General features: G+C 71.3%; 21 protein-coding genes and 1 riboswitch. Of the genes, 13 read left to right on the top strand and 8 right to left on the bottom strand.

The window, feature by feature from the left end:
• Positions 1-10: 10 nt before the first annotated feature.
• The 4 genes from lipA to lipB all read right to left on the bottom strand — a co-directional run bounded on the left by lipA (position 11) and on the right by lipB (position 3,680).
• On the bottom strand, positions 11-967 hold the full coding sequence (gene lipA / locus BLR90_RS15275; protein ID WP_091026183.1) for a lipoyl synthase: 957 nt from the start codon (positions 965-967) through the stop codon (positions 11-13).
• Positions 968-993: 26 nt separating this feature from the next.
• Entirely contained in the window at positions 994-1,938 is a 945-nt protein-coding gene (locus tag BLR90_RS15270) for a hypothetical protein (RefSeq protein WP_091026079.1), read from the bottom strand.
• Positions 1,935-2,894 carry an ABC transporter ATP-binding protein gene (locus tag BLR90_RS15265; protein ID WP_091026078.1) on the bottom strand — a complete coding sequence of 320 codons (960 nt, stop codon included), beginning with the start codon at positions 2,892-2,894 and terminating at the stop codon, positions 1,935-1,937. The genes BLR90_RS15270 and BLR90_RS15265 overlap by 4 nt, the downstream gene beginning before the upstream one ends.
• Positions 2,895-2,963: 69 nt before the next feature.
• Entirely contained in the window at positions 2,964-3,680 is a 717-nt protein-coding gene (gene lipB, locus BLR90_RS15260) for a lipoyl(octanoyl) transferase LipB (protein WP_174812364.1), read from the bottom strand.
• Between the two features lie 73 nt (positions 3,681-3,753).
• Between lipB and BLR90_RS15255 the strand changes: the two genes are divergently transcribed.
• Positions 3,754-4,251: a hypothetical protein gene (locus BLR90_RS15255; protein ID WP_091026076.1), complete on the top strand. Its 498-nt coding sequence runs from the start codon at positions 3,754-3,756 to the stop codon at positions 4,249-4,251.
• Here the strand turns inward: BLR90_RS15255 and BLR90_RS15250 are convergent.
• Positions 4,248-5,147: a TIGR01777 family oxidoreductase gene (locus BLR90_RS15250; RefSeq protein WP_143016229.1), complete on the bottom strand. Its 900-nt coding sequence runs from the start codon at positions 5,145-5,147 to the stop codon at positions 4,248-4,250. The genes BLR90_RS15255 and BLR90_RS15250 overlap by 4 nt on opposite strands.
• Before the next feature lie 92 nt (positions 5,148-5,239).
• Positions 5,240-5,417, top strand: a riboswitch (cobalamin riboswitch).
• Positions 5,418-5,553: 136 nt separating this feature from the next.
• On the opposite strand from BLR90_RS15250, the gene BLR90_RS15245 reads away from it, so the two are divergent.
• Together BLR90_RS15245 and BLR90_RS15240 are read left to right on the top strand one after the other, a co-directional pair.
• Positions 5,554-7,932: a ribonucleoside-diphosphate reductase subunit alpha gene (locus BLR90_RS15245; protein WP_091026074.1), complete on the top strand. Its 2,379-nt coding sequence runs from the start codon at positions 5,554-5,556 to the stop codon at positions 7,930-7,932.
• Positions 7,929-8,942, top strand: a complete 1,014-nt coding sequence (locus tag BLR90_RS15240; RefSeq protein WP_218029398.1) for a ribonucleotide-diphosphate reductase subunit beta — start codon at positions 7,929-7,931, stop codon at positions 8,940-8,942. Before BLR90_RS15245 ends, BLR90_RS15240 begins: the two co-directional genes overlap by 4 nt.
• 57 nt (positions 8,943-8,999) lie before the next feature.
• Here BLR90_RS15240 and sucB read toward each other — a convergent pair whose 3' ends face one another.
• Positions 9,000-10,784, bottom strand: coding sequence for a 2-oxoglutarate dehydrogenase, E2 component, dihydrolipoamide succinyltransferase (gene sucB / locus BLR90_RS15235; RefSeq protein WP_091026073.1), 1,785 nt, complete (start codon positions 10,782-10,784; stop codon positions 9,000-9,002).
• Positions 10,785-10,816: 32 nt separating this feature from the next.
• Entirely contained in the window at positions 10,817-12,208 is a 1,392-nt protein-coding gene (gene lpdA / locus BLR90_RS15230; protein WP_091026072.1) for a dihydrolipoyl dehydrogenase, read from the bottom strand.
• Positions 12,209-12,368: 160 nt separating this feature from the next.
• Here lpdA and BLR90_RS15225 point away from each other — a divergent pair, with 160 nt between their 5' ends.
• Positions 12,369-12,746, top strand: coding sequence for a hypothetical protein (locus tag BLR90_RS15225; RefSeq protein WP_245715339.1), 378 nt, complete (start codon positions 12,369-12,371; stop codon positions 12,744-12,746).
• 5 nt (positions 12,747-12,751) lie between these two features.
• Here BLR90_RS15225 and BLR90_RS15220 read toward each other — a convergent pair whose 3' ends face one another.
• Positions 12,752-14,257 carry a leucyl aminopeptidase gene (locus BLR90_RS15220; RefSeq protein ID WP_245715338.1) on the bottom strand — a complete coding sequence of 502 codons (1,506 nt, stop codon included), beginning with the start codon at positions 14,255-14,257 and terminating at the stop codon, positions 12,752-12,754.
• A 43-nt stretch (positions 14,258-14,300) separates the two neighbouring features.
• Here BLR90_RS15220 and gcvT point away from each other — a divergent pair, with 43 nt between their 5' ends.
• The 9 genes from gcvT to dapA all read left to right on the top strand — a co-directional run bounded on the left by gcvT (position 14,301) and on the right by dapA (position 21,880).
• Positions 14,301-15,407 (top strand): glycine cleavage system aminomethyltransferase GcvT, encoded by a 1,107-nt coding sequence (gene gcvT / locus BLR90_RS15215; protein ID WP_091026071.1) that lies wholly within the window; start codon positions 14,301-14,303, stop codon positions 15,405-15,407.
• Positions 15,404-15,661, top strand: coding sequence for a hypothetical protein (locus tag BLR90_RS15210; RefSeq protein WP_091026070.1), 258 nt, complete (start codon positions 15,404-15,406; stop codon positions 15,659-15,661). Before gcvT ends, BLR90_RS15210 begins: the two co-directional genes overlap by 4 nt.
• Positions 15,658-16,446 carry an aminoglycoside adenylyltransferase domain-containing protein gene (locus BLR90_RS15205; RefSeq protein WP_091026069.1) on the top strand — a complete coding sequence of 263 codons (789 nt, stop codon included), beginning with the start codon at positions 15,658-15,660 and terminating at the stop codon, positions 16,444-16,446. The genes BLR90_RS15210 and BLR90_RS15205 overlap by 4 nt, the downstream gene beginning before the upstream one ends.
• A 2-nt stretch (positions 16,447-16,448) precedes the next feature.
• Positions 16,449-17,822: a hypothetical protein gene (locus BLR90_RS15200; RefSeq protein WP_091026068.1), complete on the top strand. Its 1,374-nt coding sequence runs from the start codon at positions 16,449-16,451 to the stop codon at positions 17,820-17,822.
• Positions 17,823-17,831: 9 nt separating this feature from the next.
• A complete protein-coding gene (locus tag BLR90_RS15195) occupies positions 17,832-18,656 on the top strand; it encodes a PhzF family phenazine biosynthesis protein (protein ID WP_091026067.1) in 825 nt (274 codons plus the stop codon).
• A gap of 16 nt (positions 18,657-18,672) precedes the next feature.
• Complete coding sequence (locus BLR90_RS15190) at positions 18,673-19,467, top strand: thymidylate synthase (protein WP_091026066.1); 795 nt, start codon at positions 18,673-18,675, stop codon at positions 19,465-19,467.
• Entirely contained in the window at positions 19,464-19,946 is a 483-nt protein-coding gene (locus BLR90_RS15185; protein WP_091026065.1) for a dihydrofolate reductase, read from the top strand. Before BLR90_RS15190 ends, BLR90_RS15185 begins: the two co-directional genes overlap by 4 nt.
• A gap of 67 nt (positions 19,947-20,013) precedes the next feature.
• The gene (locus tag BLR90_RS15180; RefSeq protein ID WP_091026064.1) at positions 20,014-20,943 is read left to right on the top strand and encodes an LLM class F420-dependent oxidoreductase; all 930 of its coding nucleotides are present in this window, start codon (positions 20,014-20,016) and stop codon (positions 20,941-20,943) included.
• A gap of 28 nt (positions 20,944-20,971) precedes the next feature.
• A complete protein-coding gene (dapA, locus tag BLR90_RS15175; protein ID WP_091026063.1) occupies positions 20,972-21,880 on the top strand; it encodes a 4-hydroxy-tetrahydrodipicolinate synthase in 909 nt (302 codons plus the stop codon).
• Positions 21,881-21,887: the final 7 nt, after the last annotated feature.

The raw sequence follows: 21,887 nt of genomic DNA, 5'->3' as shown, positions 1-21,887 counted from the left end.
ATTCAGGTGGTCAGACGGTGGCGGTGGTGGACAGGCCCTCGCGGGCATCCATCGCCTGACGGTACAGCCGTCCGGCCCGGTAGGACGAACGGACCAGCGGCCCGGACAGGACTCCGGAGAAGCCGATGTCGTCGGCCTCGTCGCGGAGCTCGACGAACTCCTCGGGCTTGACCCAGCGCTCGACCGGGTGGTGGCGCACCGAGGGGCGGAGGTACTGGGTGATCGTGATCAGCTCGCAGCCGGCGGCGTGCAGGTCACGCAGGGCCTGGGAGACCTCGTCGCGGGTCTCGCCCATGCCGAGGATCAGGTTGGACTTGGTGACCAGGCCGAAGTCGCGGGCCTGGGTGATCACGTCGAGCGACCGGTCGTAGCGGAACGCCGGGCGGATCCGCTTGAAGATCCGCGGCACCGTCTCGACGTTGTGGGCGAGCACCTCGGGACGGGACTCGAAGACCTCGCGGAGCAGGTCGGGCTTGCCGTTGAAGTCGGGGATGAGGTTCTCGACGCCGGTGCCGGGGTTGAGCTCGTGGATGGCGCGCACGGTCTCGGCGTAGAGCCAGGCGCCGCCGTCCTCGAGGTCGTCGCGGGCGACGCCGGTGATGGTGGCGTAGCGCAGCTCCATCTTCTGCACCGACTCGGCCACGCGGCGCGGCTCGTCGCGGTCGAGCGGCTGCGGCTTGCCGGTGTCGATCTGGCAGAAGTCGCAGCGGCGGGTGCACTGGTCGCCGCCGATGAGGAACGTCGCCTCGCGGTCCTCCCAGCACTCGAAGATGTTGGGACAGCCGGCGGCCTGGCACACCGTGTGGAGGCCTTCGGACTTCACCAGGCTCTGCAGGTGCTTGTACTCCGGACCCATCGTGGCGCGGGTCTTGATCCACTCCGGCTTGCGCTCGATCGGGGTCTCGGCGTTGCGGACCTCCAGCCTGAGAAGCTTGCGCGGTCCGGGGTCGGTAGGAGCGGTGGTCACGTCGGCCAACTCTACGCGGGGGTCGGTCAGGGGACGTCGCGGCGCCGGAACGTCAGCACCGAGGCGGTCCCCACCCCGAGCAGCAGCACGCCGTAGTAGAGCGAGCCGTCGACGAGCGTCAGCTCGCGCAGCTGGTCACACTCGGAGCCCTCGATCGGCCCATCGGTGAAGCAGTGCTGGGGCACCTCGACGTAGTACCTGGTGCCGTCCTTGATGATCGCGGAGACGTTCTTGTGGGGGAACCAGCGCTCGCTGATGCCGAGCGCGGCGAAGATGAGGCTGCCGGCGAGGACGACCCCGAACAGGACGCCGACCGTGGCCACCGTGCTGCGGAAGAGCATCGTCATGGCGAAGGCGCCCAGGGCCGCCGCGGCCCCGAAGACGGACCCGCGCAGGGCGAACTCCAGGCAGTCGGCCAGGACGCCGTCAGGAACCTTCAGGTCGCGGGAACGCGCCACCATCCACAGCGCCAACCAGTACGTCGCCGACATCACCGCCGAGACCACGAAGGAGGTCACCAGGACGACGAGTGCCTTGGCGGCCCAGACCCGTCCTCGCCGTGACTCGAAGAGGAGCTGGTTGCTCATCGACCCGCTGTTCCAGTCGTGGCCGGCGAACGTCGTGCCCGCGAGCATGACGAGCAGGGTCAGCACGGCGACGACCGCCAGCCCGGTCTCGCTGCGTTGCTGGCCAAGCTTGAGCGGCTGGCTGTTGGTGTACCACCCGACGACCTGCTCCTCGCACAACGCTCGGTCCTCCACCCCGAACCGGCCGGGGCGCTTCTCGCACTGCGCGATCTCCGGCGCGGCGCTGGCCCGGGCGGCGTCGAGGTCGTCCTGGGACGGCGGCCTGGTGTCCCAGATCAGCGTCGCCGCGATCAGGGTGGGGACGACGACGGCCGCGGCCAGCAGCAGGAGCACGGCGCGCCGCCAGCGCAGGCGGGTGAGCTCGACCGCGAGGAGCTGCCTCATCGGGTCGCTCCCGTGGCTTCGTGACCCAGCGTGTGACCCAGCGTGTCGGCCTCGGTGAGCTCGAGGAACACCGACTCGAGGTCGCGGCGGACCGGGGTCAGGGCCGAGAGCCAGATGCCGGCCTCGCCGAGCACCTGGGTCACCCGGGAGGGGTCGTCGCTCTCGACCAGCAGGCTCGCCCCGTCGGCAGGCGTGGTCACCACGAAGCCCGCGCCGTCGAGGACGCGATGGGCAGCGGTCGGGTCCGGTACGTCGACCCGCATCGAGGCGGGGCCGCCCTGCAGGAGCTCGTCGACCGGGCCGCTCGCGAGCATCCGGCCGTTGCCGATGATCGTGGCCGACGTACAGACCTGCTGGACCTCGGCCAGGATGTGCGAGCTCAGCAGCACGGTGACGCCGCGCTCGCCGAGGTCGCGGATGGTGTCGCGGATCTCGCGGATGCCGGCGGGGTCGAGGCCGTTGGTGGGCTCGTCGAGGATCAGGAGCTCCGGGTCCTTGAGGAGGGTGGCCGCGATGGCGAGCCGCTGCTTCATGCCGAGCGAGTAGGACTTGAAGCGGTCTCGGTCGCGTCCGGTGAGCCCGACGGTCTCGACCGCCGCGTCGACCCGGGCCTTGGGCACCCCGATCGAGCGGGCCAGGAGCGTGAGGTTCTGGTGGCCGCTGAAGTTGGGGGAGAACTTGGGCGACTCGACGACGGCCCCGATGCGGTCGATGACCTGGGGGAGCGCCGACGGCACGGGATGCCCGAAGAGCTCCATCGAGCCCTTGCTGGCCCGCGCCAGGCCCAGCAGCATCCGGATCGTCGTGGTCTTGCCCGAGCCGTTGGGCCCGAGGAACCCGTGTACGCCGCCGCGTGGCACGGCGAGGTCGAGGTCGTTGACCGCGACCCGGAGGCCACCCCTCCGGCTGCGGAACTCCTTGCGAAGCCCCGTCGTCTCGATCACCAGGTCACTCATGTCGCCCTCTCATCGTCCGAGGTAGACGATCCAAACAGCCGAAAGGTTGCCCGGAGGGACAGACACGCGTCAGGGAGTGAGCAGCTCGATCCGTGGAGCCAGCGGCCGCGGCTCGTAGTCGGGGGTCGCGACGTAGGGGCCCCAGGCGAGGAGGTCGGCGAGGTGCCGCTCCACGGACGGCAGCACGTCGCGCACGGTCACCGGCCGGCCGACCTCCTGCGTCAGCGTGGTGACGCCGGCGTCGGCGATGCCGCAGGGGACGAACCGGTCGTACCAGCCGAGGTCGACGTCGCAGTTGAGCGAGAAGCCGTGCATCGTCACGCCGCGGCTGACCCGGATCCCGATCGCGGCGACCTTGCGCTCGGGGCCGCGGCCGTCGGCGTGCAGCCACACTCCGCTGCGGCCGGGCACCCGCGCGGTGACCACGCCGAGGTCGGCGCACACCCCGATCAGGGCCTCCTCGACGCGGCGTACGTAGTCGACGACCTTGACGTGGTCGGGCAGGGTGACGATCGGGTAGCCGACCAGCTGGCCGGGACCGTGGAAGGTGATCTTGCCGCCGCGGTCGACGTCGATGACCTCGGCGCCGCCGGGGTCGGCCGGTCGCTCGTGGGGCTCGGTGCGCTTGCCCGCGGTGAAGACAGGCGGGTGCTCGAGCAGCAGGACGGTGTCGGGCTGGCTCTTGTCGACGACCCGGGCGTGCACGTCGCGCTGGAGGTTCCAGGCAGCGAGGTAGTCGACCGCGTCGGCGCCGAGGCCGACCTGCTCGAAACGGAGGTCACTCACGCGCTCGAGGTTACTCGGGCGGTGCCTGTGGACAACCGCGGCGGCACCTCGCGAGGTGGGTAGGAGTCCACGCATGTCCCGATCCCGTACGACGCTCGCGGCCCTCGCCCTCGTGGTGACGGTCGCGGGGTGCACGCCCGACCCGCCCGCGACCGTGCCGACCGATGCGCCGGTCGCGGGCCCCGCGGTGCCGGGCCGGTCCCCGGTCGCCCTCCTGCACGCCTGGGACCGGCGGCGTGCCGCTGCCTGGGCGGCAGGTGATCCTCACGCGCTGCGGTCGCTCTACGTCGCGGGGTCGGCGGCCGGGGCGCGGGACCTGGCGATGCTGAGGTCGTGGTCGGCACGGGGCCTCACCGTCGCGCCGCTGGACGTGCAGGTCCTGGCGGGCGCGGCGGTGGCACGCGCGCCGGGTCGGGTCACGTTCGTGGTGACCGAGCGGCTGGCCCGGGCCGAGGCCCGCTCGGGGTCGCGAACCTGGCTGCTGCCGCGCGGGCAGGTCGGCACCCGGCGGGTGACGATGTGGCGCGTCGCAGGCCGGTGGCGCGTCGCGTCCGTCTCCGCAGGCTCCTAGGCCAGTGCCGTGTGGAGCACGGCGTGGACGTCGCGGTCCTGGATCGCGTAGCCGGACGCCTCGAGGGCGGCGGGGCGGACGTTGAGGGAGCCGAGCAGCTCGGGGGCCATCTCGCCGGCCCCGACCTTGAGCAGCGGGCCGGGCACCACGGCGAACGCCGGGCGGGAGAGAGCCTTCGCCAGCGCCTTGGTGAACTCCGCGTTGGTGGGCGTCTCGGCGCAGCACAGGTTGAACGCGCCTGACGCCGACGGGTGCTCGGCGAGGTGCGCGACCGCGTCGACCCAGTCGCGCAGCGAGATCATCGCCATGTGCTGGCGGCCGTCGCCGAGGCGGGCGCCGAGGCCGGTCTTGAAGACGGTGCGCAGCTGCTTGAGTGGCGCGCTGCGCCGGTCCATCACCGGGGACGTGCGCAGGATGCAGACCCGGGCGCCGGCGTCGACGGCCGGGTCGGCCGCGGCCTGCCACTCGCGCGTCACCTGCGTGAGCAGCGCGTGCCCGCGGCTGTCGGAGCTCTCGGTGAGGACCTGGCTCCCGTGGTCGCCGTAGTAGGAGATGCCGTTGCCGGCGAGGAACGCCGGCGGCGTGTCGGCGGCCGCGATCGCGTCGGCCAGGGCCCGCGTGGTGCGCACCCGGCTGGCGCGCAGGTCACGCGCCCAGGTCTTGGAGTGCGGGTTGCCCGCGGTGGGGGAGCCGGCCAGGTTGACCACCGCGTCGGCGCTCGCGACCAGGTCGTGGTCGACGACGCCCTGGTAGGGGTCCCACGTCGACTCGCCCGCGCCCTCCGCGGCCCGACGTACGAGCGTGGTGACGGTGTGGCCGCGGCGCAGCAGCTCGTCTCGCAGGTGGGTGCCGAGGAAGCCGGAGCCTCCGGCGAGGACGATCGAGAGGGAGGCCATGCCGTCCACCCTGCCATGCGGAGCAACCGACACGCCGACCCAACATGTGGTCCCGGAGATCGCAGGCGCCACTACATATGGTGGCCGACGCAGCTGGTTCGGCCCATCATCCAGACGGGTCGAGGCAAGAGGGAACCCGGTGAGACTCCGGGACTGCCCCGCAGCGGTGAGTGGGAACGAACGCCGTCACGAAGCACTGGGTGCGAGACCTGGGAAGCGACGGTCAGTAGGGGTCGAGCGTCATGCCCACGAGTCCGAAGACCTGCCAGCGCACCGCACCCGCCGGGTGTGGTGGTCCGAGGCCTCGTGGGACGGCCGACGGCTCGTACGACGGCGCCCTGCCCTCGTGCCGTCGTCCCCCTCGCAGACCCCGGACCGTCAGGACCGATCTCGCGAGGAGAGAGACATGACGGTCACAGATCTGGGCACCGAGACGCGCACGACCATGAGCGTGCGCAAGCGCAACGGCGACAGCGAGCCGGTCGACGTCAACAAGATCGTCAAGGCGGTGGACCGGGTCGCGCGCGACCTGGCCGACGTGGACCCGATGCGGGTCGCGACCCGCACGATCAGCGGGCTCTACGACGGCGCGACCACCGCGGAGCTGGACCGGTTGTCGATCCAGACGGCCGCGGAGATGATCGGCGAGGAGCCGCAGTACTCCCGGCTCGCGGGCCGGCTGCTGGCCGGCTACGTCGAGAAGGAGGTCCGCAACCAGGGGGTCGCGTCGTTCAGCCAGTCGGTGTCGCTCGGTCACGCCGAGGGGCTGATCGGCGACGAGACGGCGTCGTTCGTGAAGGACAACGCCCGCAAGCTGGACTTCGCGGTGGACCCCGCCGGTGACCAGCGCTTCGAGTACTTCGGGCTGCGCACGGTCTACGACCGCTACCTGCTGCGGCACCCGTCGACCCGGCAGGTGATCGAGACGCCGCAGTACTTCCTGCTCCGCGTCGCGTGCGGTCTCGCCCAGAGCCCGGGGGAGGCCATCCGGTTCTACCGGCTGATGTCGTCGTTGGCCTACCTGCCGTCGTCGCCGACCCTGTTCAACTCCGGCACCCGGCACACGCAGATGTCGTCGTGCTACCTCGTCGACAGCCCGCGCGACGACCTCGACTCGATCTACGGGCGCTACGCCCAGGTCGCCAAGCTGTCGAAGTTCGCCGGCGGGATCGGGATCGCGTTCTCGCGGGTGCGCTCGCGCGGAGCACTGATCCGCGGCACCAACGGCCAGTCCAACGGGATCGTGCCGTTCCTGCGCACGCTCGACAGCTCGGTCGCCGCCGTCAACCAGGGCGGTCGCCGCAAGGGGGCTGCCTGCGTCTACCTCGAGCCCTGGCACCCGGACGTCGAGGAGTTCCTGGAGCTCCGCGACAACACCGGTGAGGACGCCCGTCGTACCCACAACCTCAACCTGGCCAACTGGGTGCCCGACGAGTTCATGCGCCGGGTCGAGGCCGACGAGGTGTGGTCACTGGTCGACCCCGACCAGGCGCCGGAGCTGCCCGACCTGTGGGGGCCGGCGTTCGACGAGGCCTACCGCCGCGTGGAGGCCGAGGGCCGCTACGTGCGGCAGGTGAAGGCGCGTGACCTCTACGCCCGGATGATGCGCACGCTCGCGCAGACCGGCAACGGCTGGATGACGTTCAAGGACGCCGCCAACCGCACCTGCAACCAGACCCGCGACACGCCGGGCGGGCCAGTCGTGCACCTGTCCAACCTGTGCACCGAGATCATCGAGGTCTCCTCCGACGGCGAGACCGCGGTGTGCAACCTGGGTTCGGTCAACCTCGCGCAGCACGTGACGCGCGAGGGCATGGACTGGGACAAGCTGCGCGAGACGGTGCGTACGGCGGTCCCGTTGCTCGACCGCGTCATCGACATCAACTTCTACCCGAGCGTGGAGTCGGCGGCCTCCAACCCGCGCTGGCGGCCGGTCGGGCTCGGGCTGATGGGGCTGCAGGACGTGTTCTTCGCGCTGCGGCTGGCCTTCGACTCCGACGAGGCGCAGGAGCTGTCGACCCGGATCTCGGAGGAGATCTACCTGACCGCGCTCGAGGTGTCGTGCGAGCTGGCGCGGCGCCACGGCGCCCATCCGTCGTACGACGAGACGCGTGCGGCGACCGGCGTACTCCAGCCGGACCTGTGGGACGTCACCGGCAGCCAGACGGAGCGGTGGGCGGCGCTGCGCGCCGACATCGCCGAGAACGGGCTGCGCAACTCGCTGCTCGTGGCGATCGCGCCGACGGCAACGATCGCGTCGATCGCGGGCTGCTACGAGTGCATCGAGCCGCAGGTGTCCAACCTGTTCAAGCGCGAGACGCTCTCGGGGGAGTTCCTCCAGGTCAACGCCGCGCTGACCCGCGAGCTCAAGGCGCTCGGGCTGTGGACGCCCGAGGTGCGTGAGGCGATCAAGCGGGCCGAGGGCTCGGTGCAGGGGATCCGTGAGCTGCCGGACGACGTGCGGCTGCTGTTCCGTACGGCGTGGGAGCTGCCTCAGCGGGCGCTGATCGACATGGCGGCCGCGCGGTCGCCGTACATCGACCAGAGCCAGTCCCTCAACCTGTTCCTGGCCGGTCCGTCGATCGGCAAGCTGTCGTCGATGTACCTCCACGCCTGGAAGGCCGGGCTGAAGACGACGTACTACCTGCGTTCGCGTCCCGCCACCCGGATCACCCAGACGACGACCAGCGTCAACGCGCCGGTCGCCATACCCCTGACCATGAGCGACGACGAGGCCTTGGCCTGCTCGCTCGAGAACCCTGAGAACTGCGAGGCCTGCCAGTGACCGCCACCGACCAGATGCTGCTCGACCCGGGTATGAACCTGACCCTGCGACCGATGCGCTACCCGCACTTCTACGACCGCTACCGCGACGCGATCAAGAACACCTGGACGGTCGAGGAGGTGGACCTGCACTCCGATCTCAAGGACCTGCAGCGGCTCACCGCCGCCGAACGGCACCTGGTGTCGAGGCTGGTGGCGTTCTTCGCGACCGGCGACACGATCGTGGCCAATAACCTGGTGCTCAACCTCTACCAGCACATCAACTCACCGGAGGGCCGGCTCTACCTGTCGCGCCAGCTCTTCGAGGAGGCGGTGCACGTGCAGTTCTACCTGACCCTGCTCGACACCTACGTGCCCGACGAGACCGAGCGGCACGAGGCGTTCGCGGCGGTCGACAACATCCCCTCCATCAAGGCCAAGGCCGACTTCTGCTTCCACTGGATCGACTCGGTCTTCGAGCTCGACGAGCTGCAGACCAGGGAGCACCGTCGCAAGTTCCTGCTCAACCTGATCTGCTTCGCGGCGGTGATCGAGGGCCTGTTCTTCTACGGCGCGTTCGCCTACGTCTACTTCCTGCGCTCGCGCGGGCTGCTCAACGGGCTGGCCTCGGGCACCAACTGGGTCTTCCGCGACGAGTCGATGCACATGGCGTTCGCGTTCGACGTCGTCGACACCGTGCGGGCCGAGGAGCCGGACCTGTTCGACGACGAGCTGGCCGCGCAGGTGCGGCAGATGCTGATCGACGGGGTCGAGGCCGAGGCGCAGTTCGCCGACGACCTGCTGGGCGGGGGAGTCGCAGGCCTCTCGACTGCCGACATGCGCTCCTACCTGGAGTACGTCGCCGACCGGCGCATGGAGCGTCTCGACCTGCCGGTCATCTTCGGCTCCAAGAACCCGCTCGCGTTCATGGAGCTCCAGGACGTCCAGGAGCTCTCGAACTTCTTCGAGCGCAAGGTCTCGGCCTACCAGGTCGGCGTCTCCGGGGCGGTCGGCTTCGACGAGGAGTTCTAGCCCCATCGCACGTTGACCCGCCCGAAAGTTTCGGGCGGGTCAACGTGTGGTGCGGGTCTAGATCTCGAACTGGCCGGCTTCAAGGCGCTTCTTGACGTCCTGGAGGAAGCGGCCGGCGTCGGCGCCGTCGACCAGGCGGTGGTCGTAGGTGAGCGCGAGGTAGACCATGTGGCGTACGGCGATGGTCTCGCCGAGGTCCGGGTCGTCGATCACGACGGGGCGCTTCACGACGGCGCCGGGGCCGAGGATGGCGACCTGCGGCTTGTTGATGATCGGCGTGTCCCACAGGGCGCCGACGCTGCCGAGGTTGGTGATCGTGAACGTGCCGCCGCCGAGCTCGTCGGGACCGATCTTGTTGGTCCGCGTGCGTTCGGCCACGTCGGCGATCTTCTTGGCCAGCCCGGCGATCGACAGGTCGCCGGCGTCCTTGACCACCGGGGTGATCAGGCCCTTCTCGGTGTCGACGGCGAACGCGAGGTTCTCGCGGTCGTAGTAGGTGATCGTGCCCGCGTCGGTGTCGATGGTCGCGTTGAGCTTGGGGTGCACCTTCAGCGCGTCGATCGAGGCCTTGGCGAAGAACGGCAGGTAGGACAGCTTGACGCCCTCGCGCGCCAGGAAGTCGGCCTTGGACGCCTCACGCAGCCGGGCGATCCGGGTGACGTCGACCTCCACGACCTGGGTGAGCTGGGCCCCCGAGTGCAGGGAGTCCAGCATCCGCTCGGCGATGATCTTGCGCAGCCGGCTGATCTTCTCGGTGGTGCCCCGCAACGGCGACGGCGTCGTGCTCGGGGCGGAGGCGGCGGGCGCCGACGGGGCAGCGGCGGCAGCGGCGGGAGCCGGGGCCTGCCGGGCCTTGGCGGCGTCGAGCACGTCCTGCTTGCGGATCCTGCCGCCGACACCGGTGCCCGTGACCGCGCTCAGGTCGACGTCGTGCTGGGCGGCGAGCTTGCGGACCAGCGGGGTGACGTAGCCGGCGCCCTCCGAGGACGACGACTCCGATGACGTCTCGGGGCTCGGCTCCGGCGCCTTCTCGGCGGCGGGCTTGGTCTCCTGAGCGGGCTCCGGTTTCTTCTCCGGCTCCGGCTCAGGGGCAGCCTTCTCCTCCGGCTCCGGCTCGGGCTCGGGCTCCGGCTCGGGCTCCTCGTCCTTGGGCTCGGCCTGCGGCTCGGCCTTGGCGGGGGTGGCGTCGCCGGACCCGATCACGGCGAGCTCGGCACCGACCTCGACGGTCTCGTCCTCCTCGACCTTGATCTCCAGGAGCTTGCCGGCCACGGGGGACGGAATCTCGGTGTCGACCTTGTCGGTGGAGACCTCGAGCAACGGCTCGTCGACCGCCACGTCGTCGCCGACGGACTTCAACCAGCGGGTGACCGTGCCCTCGGTGACCGACTCGCCCAGGGCGGGCAGGACGACCGACGTACCGCCGCCACCTCCACCGCCACTGCCGCTGTCGCCCTCAGACGACGCCGCGGGCTGCTCCGGCTCGGGCTCCGGCTGGGCCTGCTCCTCGGGCTCGGGCTCCGCCTTCTCCTCGGGCTCGGGCTCCGGCTCCGGCTCGGGCTCGGACTCCTGCGACTCGCCACCGGAGTCACCGGCGGACTCACCCTCGTCGCCGATGATCGCCAGGATCGCGCCCACCTCGATGGTGTCGTCCTCCTGGGCCTTGATCTCGAGCAGCGTGCCCGCGACGGGGGAGGGGATCTCGGTGTCGACCTTGTCGGTGGAGACCTCCAGCAGCGGCTCGTCGACGGCGACACTGTCGCCGACCTGCTTGAGCCAGCGCGTGACGGTGCCCTCGGTGACGGACTCGCCGAGTGCCGGGAGGTTGACTTCGGTGGCCATGGAGTTCCTTAGCTCGTGATGGGGATCGGTGGTCAGGAGTGGGCGTGGAGAGGCTTGCCCGCGAGCGCGAGATGGGCCTCTCCGAGTGCCTCGTTCTGGGTGGGGTGCGCGTGGACGAGCGGCGCGACGTCCTCGGCGTGGGCTTCCCAGTTGTAGATCAGCTGGGCCTCGCCGATGAGCTCTCCGACCCGGTCACCGACGAGGTGGACGCCCACGACGGGACCGTCCTTGCGGCGGATGAGCTTGACGAAGCCCTGGGTCTTGAGGATCTGGCTCTTGCCGTTGCCGCCCAGGTCGTAGGTGAGCGTCTCGATGCCGTCGGCGCCGTAGGCCTCGACCGCCGCGGACTCGTTGAGCCCGACCGACGCGATCTCGGGGTGGCTGTAGGTGACCCGGGGGATGCCGGTCTCGTCGATCGGCTGCGGGTCGAGGCCGGCGATGTCCTCGGCCACGAAGATGCCCTGCTGGAAGCCGCGGTGGGCCAGCTGGAGGCCGGGCACGATGTCGCCGACGGCGTAGACGCCGTCGACGTTGGTGCGGCAGCGCTCGTCGGCGAGCACGAAGCCACGGTCCATCGCCACGCCGAGCTCCTCGTAGCCGAGACCCGATGTGCTCGGGCCGCGGCCGACCGCGACGAGCAGCAGCTCGGCCTCGATGACGCTCTGCTCACCGTTGGCGCCCTCGACCGTCACGGCCACCCCGGTGTCGGTGGTCGTGACGCTCTGGAACGGCGTGCCGGTGCGGAAGGCGATCTTGCGCTTGCGGAAGGCCCGCTCGAGGGCCTTCGAGGACGCCTCGTCCTCGGCCGCGACGAGACGGGGCAGTGCCTCGATGATCGTGACGTCGGCGCCGAAGCTCTTCCAGACGCTCGCGAACTCGCAGCCGATGACTCCACCGCCGAGGACGATCACGGAGGTGGGTACCCGGTCGAGTCGCAGCGCATGCTCGGAGGTGATGACCCGCTCGCCGTCGACGTCGAGGCCGGGCAGCGACTTGGAGTAGGAGCCGGAGGCGAGCACGAGGTGCTTGCCGGAGTAGGCCCGGTCGCCGACCGTGACCTGGCGGTCACCGGTGACCCGGCCCTCACCCTCGATGACGGTGATGCCGCGCGAGCTGATCAGGCCGGTCAGTCCCTTGAAGAGGCGCGCGACGACGCCGTCCTTGTAGGAGTTGACCCCGGCCATGTCGATGCCGTCGAGCGTGGCGCGGACGCCGAACTGCTCTGACTCGCGGGCGGAGTCGGCGACCTCGGCCGCGTGGAGCAGCGCCTTGGTGGGGATGCAGCCGACGTGGAGACAGGTGCCGCCGAGGTTGCCCTTCTCGACCAGGCCGACGCTCAGGCCGAGCTGGGAAGCACGGAGCGCACACGCGTAGCCGCCCGAACCCGCCCCGAGAACGAGCACGTCGAAGTCCGCCTCAGTCACGCTGGTCCCTCCGTGAGTCAATGTCGCACCATCCTTGCACTTCTCGTGAGCGTCACAACACCGGCCTCACGGCGGCACGACATGCCCTCGGTATGGCTCCGATGCGGTCCGGTGTGCCCTCCTGCGGACGCAATGACCTGCCTACAGGCAGACTAGGCGCATGGGTTTCATGGACCGCTTCCGTCGCGGCACCAGCACACGCATGCGCAAGCCGGCCAAGGACGCGCTGCGCACCGGCTCCACGACGGTGCGCGCCTCGAGCAAGGTCGACGAGGAGCACCTGCACGCGTTCGTCACCGAGCGCCGCGGAGTGGAGGGCTTCGTCGAGCCTCGTACGGCGGTCAGCGACGTGACGCTGCTGCTGGTGGCGCACGACGGTGAGTGGACCCGGCGCCGGGTCCCGTCGGTCAAGTGGGCCCACGACTTCGCCAACAAGCACCAGGTGCCGTCATACGACGCCGCGGTGGTCGGCATCCCGCAGCGGATGCGCGACTACAACCGCCGCCAGAAGCAGCTGCGCAAGGAGCAGGGGCTCTAGCAGCCTCAGTCGTCCTTGGACAGGGCGCGGGCGTAGTCGACCAGGGTGGCGACCGCCCAGCCCGTGCCGCCGGAGGTGAGGTGCCCGCGGGGGCCGCCGGAGTTGAACGCGGTGCCCGCGATGTCGAGGTGCGCCCAGGGCAGACCGCCGGTGAACTCACGCAGGAACGCCCCGGCGAACAGCCCGCCGCCCCAGCGGACCCAGTCGTGCTGGGCGAGGTCGGCCACCTTGCTGCCCTTGATCCGGTCGACCATCCCGTCGGGGATCGGCATCGCCCAGTGGTCCTCACCGGCGACCTCGGAGGCCGCGAGGACGCCCTGGACGATCTCGTCGGTGCCCATGACGCCGGCGACCCGGTCGCCCAGGGCGAGGACCATGTGGCCGGTCAGGGTGGCGACGTCGAGGAGCACGTCGGGCTCGGTCTCGACCGCGCGGCCGAGCGCGTCGGCCAGGACCAGCCGTCCCTCGGCGTCGGTGTTGAGGACCTCGACGGTCGTGCCGCCGTACTGCGTGAGCACGTCGCCGGGGCGTACGGACGAGCCGGAGACCATGTTCTCGGCCATCGCGGCGAACGTGCTGACGCGGATCGGCAGCCCGAGGGCGGCGATGGCATACGTCGCCTGGATGACCGCGGCGGCGCCGCCCATGTCGCTCTTCATCTCGTGCATGGAGGCGGCCGGCTTGATGGTCAGGCCGCCGGAGTCGAACGTGATCCCCTTGCCGACCAAAGCCAGGTGGCAGCGGGCGTCCTTGGGGGAGTAGGTGATCTCGACCAGCCGCGGCGGCGCGGCCGAGCCCTGACCGACGCCGAGGATGCCGCCGCAGCCGAGCTCGGCCAGCCGCTCCTCGTCGAGCACCTTGACGGTGACCTTCGGGCCGCCGCGTCCCTTGCTCCACTCCTTGGCCGAGGCGACCGCCGCGTCGGCGAACGCCGGGGGAGTCAGGTCGCCGGGAGGGGTGTTGACCCAGTCGCGGGTCTTGGCGACTGCCCGGGAGACGATCTGCGCCTCGTCGAAGGCGAGCACGCTCTCCTTGCGCCGCGCGCCGGGGCTGAGCACGACCACGTCGCCGGGGGCGTCGTCGGCCGTCGCCTTCTTGTACGTCGTGAACGCGTAGCCGCCGAGCTCGTAGCCCTCGGTCACGGCACGCACCAGCTCGGGGGAGTCGGCGGGGAGCGCCACCGCGACGGACGCCGCGTTGGTGACCGTGCGTGCGGCGCCGCCGGCGGCCCGTCGTACGGCGTCCGGGGTGATGCTGTCGCCGAGCCCGGCGAGCACCAGCACGGGGGCGCCGATCGTGCCGCCGGTCGGGACCTTCACCAGCTCGCCGGCCTTGCCCTTGACGCCCAGCGTGGCCAGCAGCGGCGCGAACTTGCGGCCGTAGGCCTTGGCGACGTCCTCGCCGCCGGTCGCGATCTTGGGTCCCTTGGGGGTGGACAGGACACCCACCACGACCACGTCTGCTCTGGACTTTGCGGGGCTGGCACTGCGCAGCGTGTAGGACGTGGTCACCGCGGCAGACTAACCCGCACCCCTGCTGTTGTAGGTTCGCGCCATGGCCGAGGACCTGCTCCGTTCCCCGCTCCACGACCGCCACGTCGCCCTCGGGGCGAAGTTCGCCGAGTTCGGCGGGTGGTCGATGCCGCTCGAGTACTCCTCGGGGGTGGTCAAGGAACACACGGCTGTGCGCTCTTCGGTCGGCATCTTCGACGTCAGCCACCTGGGCAAGGCCATGGTGAGCGGACCCGGCGCCGCCGACTTCGTCAACCGCACGCTGACCAACGATCTGCGCAAGATCGGGCCGGGCCAGGCGCAGTACACGCTGTGCTGCGACGACGCGACCGGTGGCGTGGTCGACGACCTGATCGTCTACTACCGCGACGATGAGCACGTGCTGCTCGTGCCCAACGCCGCCAACACCGCCGAGGTCGTACGCCGAATGGCCGCCGAGGCGCCCGAGGGCGTCACCATCGTCGACCACCACCGCGACTACGTCGTGCTCGCCGTGCAGGGCACGAGGTCCGACGAGGTACTGAGCGCGGTCGGGCTGCCGGTCGGCCACGACTACATGAGCTTCACCGAGGCGGAGTTCGAGGGCGTCGGCGTCGTGGTGTGCCGCACCGGCTACACCGGCGAGCGCGGCTACGAGCTGATCGCGGCCAACTCGGTCGCCGAGGCGCTGTGGGACGCACTCCTCGCCGCGGGCGCGCCGTACGACATGCTCGCGTGTGGGCTGGGAGCCCGCGACACCCTGCGTACGGAGATGGGCTACCCGCTCCACGGCCACGAGCTATCCCTCGACATCACGCCCAACGAGGCCCGCGTTGGCTGGGCGGTCGGGTGGAAGAAGGACGCGTTCTGGGGCCGCGACGTGCTGCTGGCCGAGAAGGAGGCCGGGTCCCGGCGCACCTTGCGCGGCCTCGTCGCCACCGGCCGCGCGATCCCGCGGCCGCACATGATGGTCAGCCTCACCCACGACGTGATGCTCGGTGAGATCACCTCCGGGACGTTCTCGCCGACCCTCAAGAAGGGCATCGGCCTGGCGCTGCTGCCCTCCGACATCCATCCGGAGGCCGAGGTCGGCGTCGATGTCCGCGGTCGCCGCGAGATCTTCCAGCTCGTCAAACCGCCCTTCGTCGACACCTCCGTGAGGGAGTCATGAGCCTGCCCGACCAGCCGCCGACCTTCCGTTCACCGAGCCCCACCGAGCGGCCGTGGTTCTGGCGGCTCGAGAACGCCGCCGGCGAGGAGGTCGAGGTCTCGGGCGAGCACGCCGACCAGCGGTTCGCCAGCCAGGCCGACGCGGAGTCCTGGGTCGGCGAGATCTGGGCCGACCTCGCGGCCGAGGGTGTCGACGGCGTCACGCTCTTCGAGCACGACCGCCGGGTCTACGGACCGATGTCGCTGCACGCGTGACCCCAGAGCCCGTCTCGGAGGTCTGCGCGACGTTCCTGCGCGAGGCGCCGGCCGGTCTCGTCACCGGCCTCTACCTGCGCGGCGGGGTGGGCTTCGGGGAGTGGGTGCCGGGGCAGAGCGACGTCGACTTCGTCGCCACGCTGGACCACCGGCCGGACGACGCCGAGGTCGACGCGCTGCGGCGTACCCATGAGGCGGTGGCGGCCGCCCACCCGGACCTCCACTTCGACGGGCCGCACGTCCTGGCCGGCGACCTGGCGGCCGACCCCGCCGGCTGCCCCGACGTGCCGACCGTCCTCGGCCGGCTCTTCGAGCCGGCCGGCACCGTCCACGACGGCGTCGTCGCGTGGCACGAGCTGGCCTGGCACGGGGTCCACGTCGCCGGCCTGCCGATCGTCGAGCTCGGGGTCTGGACCTCCCGGGAGCGGCTGCGCGACTTCACGGTCGACAACCTCGACACCTACTGGCGCGGAAACGCCGAGGCGCTGGCCGCGATGCCCTCGGAGGGCGCGGCGGAGACTGCCTGCGCCTGGTGCGTCCTCGGGGTGACCCGCCTGCACCACCTGCTGGTCACGGGGGAGATGACCACGAAGTCCGCGGCCGGCCGCTGGGGGCTGACCTACTACCCCGAGCGCTTCCACCGGGTGCTGCGCGAGGCACTGCGGATCCGTGAGGACATCCGCGGCGACGAGGGCACCGAATACCCCGACGACAGGCATGCTCGGGGGCAGGACACCGCGGAGCTGACGGCCTACGTGGTGGCCCGGGGGACGGAAAGGCGGTAGACGTGCGCGACGACGCTGACTTCTCGGCGTACGCCGTCGCGCGCTGGCCGTCGCTGGTGCGGATCCTCGTGCTCCTCGGCTCGCCGCCCGACGAGGCGCACCACCTCGCCCGGACCGTCCTGGCCCGGCTGCGCTCCGACTGGCGCTACCGCGACGAGCTCGGTGACCTCGACGAGCACACCGCCCAGACGCTGCTCGAGTGCCGGGCGCGGCAGCACCCGACGGGCACGCCCGACCAGGCCGCCGTGGTCCTCCAGGCCCTGCTCGACGTCGGTGGACCGGCCTCGCAGGCCGACCAGGAGGAGGTACGACGAGAGGCCGAGTCGGTCGTCGTGGACCCGCTGGAGCTCGACCAGGTGGTGCTCCTCGACCAGCAGGAGCGGCGCGCGCGGCGGCGCCGTACGACGCGTCTCGTGGTCTCGGTCGTCGCGGTCCTGGCGGTGGTCGCGGGGGGCTGGACGTGGTGGGCGACCAGGCCCGGTCCGCCCCCGGGCCTGCCCGACGCCCCGGTGCAGCGGGTCGACAACCCGGTGGCCGTCGGGTGGTACACCGACGACACCCTCCAGCTCGACCGGGTCGCGCTCACCATCGACGACCTGACGAGCTTCACCCAGGTGCCGCAGGGTGCCGTCTACGCAGACGGCGCGGGCGAGGTGATCCTGGTCGAGACCGACGGCGAGCGGACCCGGCTCGGCACCCAGGCGCCGGACGGGGCCTTCGCCGCCTCCGCCGAGGACGGCCTGGTGGCGTGGGTGGACCCCGGCGGCGCCGACGAGCTGCACGTCTACGACCTGGCCGAGAGTGAGGAGGTGACCTCCCAGGTGGTCGGGGACCTGACGCGCGTGGTCGCCGTCGACAGCGCCACGGTCCATGTGGCCGGCCCCGAGGGGGCCTACGGCCTCGAGTCCAGTCCCGGCTGGACCGCGCTCGCGAGGCTGGGTCGGGACCGTCTGCTCGACGCGGCCGGGGACGCGCTCGCGTTCCAGGACGGCCCCACGTCGCTCCTCGTGACGCACGGTCCGTCCTCGATCGAGGTCCCCGGCGTCGGCGCCCAGCTCGCGCCGGAGGGCGACCACGTGCTCACGCGCGTCGGCGACGCCCAGGGCCGGGTCCGGATCTTCGACACCGTCACCGGCCAGGAGGTCGACACGGGACTCACACCGGACGCGGAGGTCTACGCCGCCAAGCTCGGGGGCCGCGGCCTGGTGACGTACCTTGTCGAGCTGGAGCAGGGCGACCCCGACGACGGACCCCGCCTGTCCAGCTCGGGCAGCCTCCAGCTGGTGACCTGTCCACTGCTCGACCCGGGCCTGTTCACCACCTGCACGGTGCACCGCACCTTCCCCCGCAGCACCCCGTGGGCCCTGGAGCAGTAACGTCCTCGCGTGCGCGCATTTCGTCAGGTCGACGTCTTCTCCGACCAGTCCCTGCTCGGCAACCCCGTGGCCGTCGTACACGACGCCGACGGCCTGACCGAGGAGGAGATGGCGCGCTTCGCGCGGTGGACCAACCTCTCCGAGACCACGTTCCTGCTGACGCCCACGAGCGACGCGGCCGACTACCGGCTGCGCATCTGGACGCCGGGCGGGGAGCTGCCCTTCGCGGGCCACCCCACGCTCGGCAGCGCCCACGCCTGGCTGGAGGCCGGCGGCGTCCCGCGCTCGGACGACGAGGTCGTCCAGGAGTGCGGGGCCGGACTGGTCCAGGTACGCCGGGGGCTGCGGCTCGCCTTCGCCGCGCCGCCACTGGTGCGTTCGGGTCCGGTCGACATCGACGACCTCACCCGGATCGCGGCCGCTCTCCAGATCGACGAGCACGACATCGTCGACGCCGCGTGGATCGACAACGGGCCCGGCTGGGTGGGCGTCCTCCTGGCCGATGCGGCCGCGGTGCTGGCCTGCACACCGGACCCGAGGGCGTTCAGCTCGCTCGACATCGGCGTCGTCGGCCTCTACCCGGCCGGCAGCGACGTCGCGATCGAGGTGCGGGCGTTCTGCCCGGGTCTCGGCGTCGTCGAGGATCCGGTGACCGGAAGCCTCAACGCCGGGCTGGCCCAGTGGCTGGCCGGCAACCGCCTCCCCACGTTGTACGTCGCGTCGCAGGGCACCGTCCTCGGCCGGCAGGGCCGGGTGCACGTCTCGGTCGAGGGCGACGGGGTCTGGGTCGGCGGCGACACCCGCACGAGCATCACCGGGACCGTCGATATCTAGGCAGTAGGTTGGCTCCATGCAGCAGTACCTCGACCTCCTCCAGCGGATCCTCGACGAGGGAGTCGAGAAGAGCGACCGCACGGGCACCGGGACCCGCAGCGTCTTCGGTCACCAGATGCGCTTCGACCTGAGCGCCGGCTTCCCGCTGGTCACCACCAAGAAGGTGCACACCCGCTCGATCTTCGCCGAGCTGCTGTGGTTCCTGCGCGGCGACACCAACGTCAAGTGGCTCCAGGACCGCGGCGTGACGATCTGGGACGAATGGGCAGACGCCGACGGCGACCTCGGCCCCGTCTACGGCTACCAGTGGCGCTCGTGGCCCACGCCCGACGGCCACCACGTCGACCAGATCGCGCAGGTCGTCGAGCAGATCCGCCGCGACCCCGACTCGCGCCGCCACATAGTCTCCGCATGGAACGTCGCCGACATCCCGCAGATGGCGCTCGCGCCCTGCCACACGATGTTCCAGTTCTACGTCGCCGACGGCCGGCTCTCGTGCCAGCTCTACCAGCGCTCGGCCGACGTCTTCCTCGGCGTGCCCTTCAACATCGCGTCCTACGCACTGCTCACCCACATGGTCGCCCAGGTCACCGGGCTCGAGGTCGGCGACTTCGTGCACACCTTCGGCGACGCCCACCTCTACACCAACCACGTCGACCAGGCCCGGCTCCAGCTCACCCGTGAGCCGCGGGCGCTGCCCACGCTCGTGCTCGACCCGTCCGTGCAGGCCCTCGACGAGTTCGAGCTCGAGCACATCAACGTCGAGGGCTACGACCCTCACCCCGGCATCAAGGCGCCCATCGCGATATGACGCCAGGGGGCAAGCGCGTCGTCATGGTCGCGGCCGTGGCCGACAACGGCGTGATCGGGGCCGACGGCGACATCCCGTGGCGGATCCCCGACGACTTCGCGCACTTCAAGCGCACCACCCTCGGCCACGTCCTGGTGATGGGCCGCGCCACGTTCGAGTCGATCGGCCGCCCGCTCCCGGGCCGCACCACGATCGTGCTCACCCGCGACGCCGCGTGGTCGGCCGACGGCGTGATCGTGGCCCCGTCGCTCACCGCCGCGCTGGACCTCGCCGACGACCTGCCCGGTGACGTCATGGTGGTCGGGGGGGCGCTCGTCTACGACGAGGCGATGCACGTCGCCGACGAGCAGGTGCTCACCGCGGTCCACCTGACTCCCGAGGGCGACACGTTCTACCCCGACTTCGACCCCGCCGACTGGGTCGAGCAGCGTCGCGAGACCTTCCCCGACCGCGATGTCGTCTGGCTCACCCGCTCCTAGACGTTGACCCGCCCGAAACTTTCGGGCGGGTCAACCGTGGATCGGGGTCAGTGGGAGGCTGGGTGGCATGGAACTCCGCGTGTTCACCGAGCCCCAGCAGGGGGCGACGTACGACGACCTGCTCGACGTGGCGCTGGAGGCGGAGAGCCTGGGGTTCGGGGCGTTCTTCCGCTCCGACCACTACCTCTCGATGGGCGGCCCGGGGCTTCCCGGCCCGAGCGACGCCTGGGTCACGCTGGCCGGCCTGGCCCGTGACACCAGCACCATCCGCCTCGGCACGATGATGACCAGTGCGACGTTCCGCCACCCCGGCCCGCTGGCCATCACCGTCGCAGGAGTCGACCAGATGAGCGGCGGGCGGGTCGAGCTCGGGATCGGTGCGGGCTGGTTCGAGGCCGAGCACACGCGGTACGGCATCCCGTTCCCCAGCACCGCGGAGCGCTTCGACCGGTTCGAGGAGCAGCTCGCGATCATCACCGGCCTGTGGGCCACCCCGGCGGACGGCAGCGGCCGGTTCACCCACGACGGCACCCACTACCAGGTCACCGACTCCCCGGGGCTGCCCAAGCCCGCGCAGGCCCGGCCCCCGCTGCTGGTCGGAGGCCTGGGCAAGAAGCGCACGCCGGCCATCGCCGCGGCGTACGCCGACGAGTTCAACCTCCCGTTCGTCGACGAGGAGACGACCGCGGCGCAGTTCGCCCGGGTGCGTGCGGCTTGCGAGGCCAACGGCCGCAGCCCGGACGCGATGGTCTACTCCAACGCGCTGGTGCTCTGCGTCGGCGCCGACGAGGCCGAGCTCGACCAGCGGGCGGCGGCGATCGGTCGCGACAAGGCCGAGCTGCGCGCCAACGGCCTGGCCGGCACACCGGCCGAGGTGCTCGACAAGATCGGGCGCTACGCCGCGCTCGGCAGCCAGCGGCTCTACCTCCAGGTGCTCGACCTGAGCGACCTCGACCACCTCCGGCTGGTGGCGTCCGACGTGATGCCGCACCTCTGACGACAGCCCGGGGCGATAGCCTGGGGACATGACGACCACGCCCACCTTCCCGCGGCCGACGCCGTTCGGCCGCGTGCTCACCGCCATGGCGACGGCGTTCCACGACGACGGCTCGGTCGACCTCGAGGGCACCGCCCGGATCGCGACCCACCTCGTCGACCACGGCCACGACGGTGTCGTGGTCTCGGGCACGACCGGCGAGTCCCCGACCACGACGGTGGCCGAGGACGGCGAGATCCTGGCTGCCGTCAAGGACGCCGTGGGCGACCGCGCGACCGTGGTCGCCGGGGTCGGCACCAACGCGACCGCCCACTCCGTGGAGCTCGCCGTGCAGGCGGAGAAGATCGGCGTCGACGGCCTGCTGCTGGTCACGCCCTACTACAACAAGCCCAGCCAGGCGGGCGTCCTCCACCACTTCCGCACCGTCGCCGAGGCGACCGGTGTCCCGGTGATGCTCTACGACGTGCCCGGCCGCACCGGCCTGGCCATCTCCCTCGAGACCTACGCCGCCGCCATCGAGCTCGACACCGTCGTCGCGGTCAAGGACGCCGTCGGAGACTTCGTCCGGGGCGTCAAGCTGATGCAGATGGGCTACGCCGTCTACTCCGGTGACGATGTGTCCACCCTGGGATGGCTCGCCCACGGCGGCAGCGGCGTCGTCTCCGTGCTCGGCCACGCCGCCGGCCCGCAGATCCGCCGGATGTTCGACGCCTTCGACGCCGGCGACCACGCCGCCGCGCTCGCCGAGTTCACCCGGATGCTGCCCGCGGTCGACGCCGTGATGGGCGTGCCCAACTACGGCGCGACCACCGCCAAGGCAGCCCTCCAGCTGCTGGGCGTGCTCGACAACCGCAACGTCCGCGGACCGCTGGTGCCGCTGGACGACGACGAGGTGGCCGCGCTGCGCGCCGGGCTCGCCGCCTCCGGCCTTCTCTAGACGAGGA

It is taken from the genome of Nocardioides szechwanensis, assembly GCF_900103935.1.
In the GTDB taxonomy this organism is placed as follows: Bacteria; Actinomycetota; Actinomycetes; order Propionibacteriales; family Nocardioidaceae; genus Nocardioides; species Nocardioides szechwanensis.
This window is presented reverse-complemented; position numbering and strand designations above follow the sequence as displayed.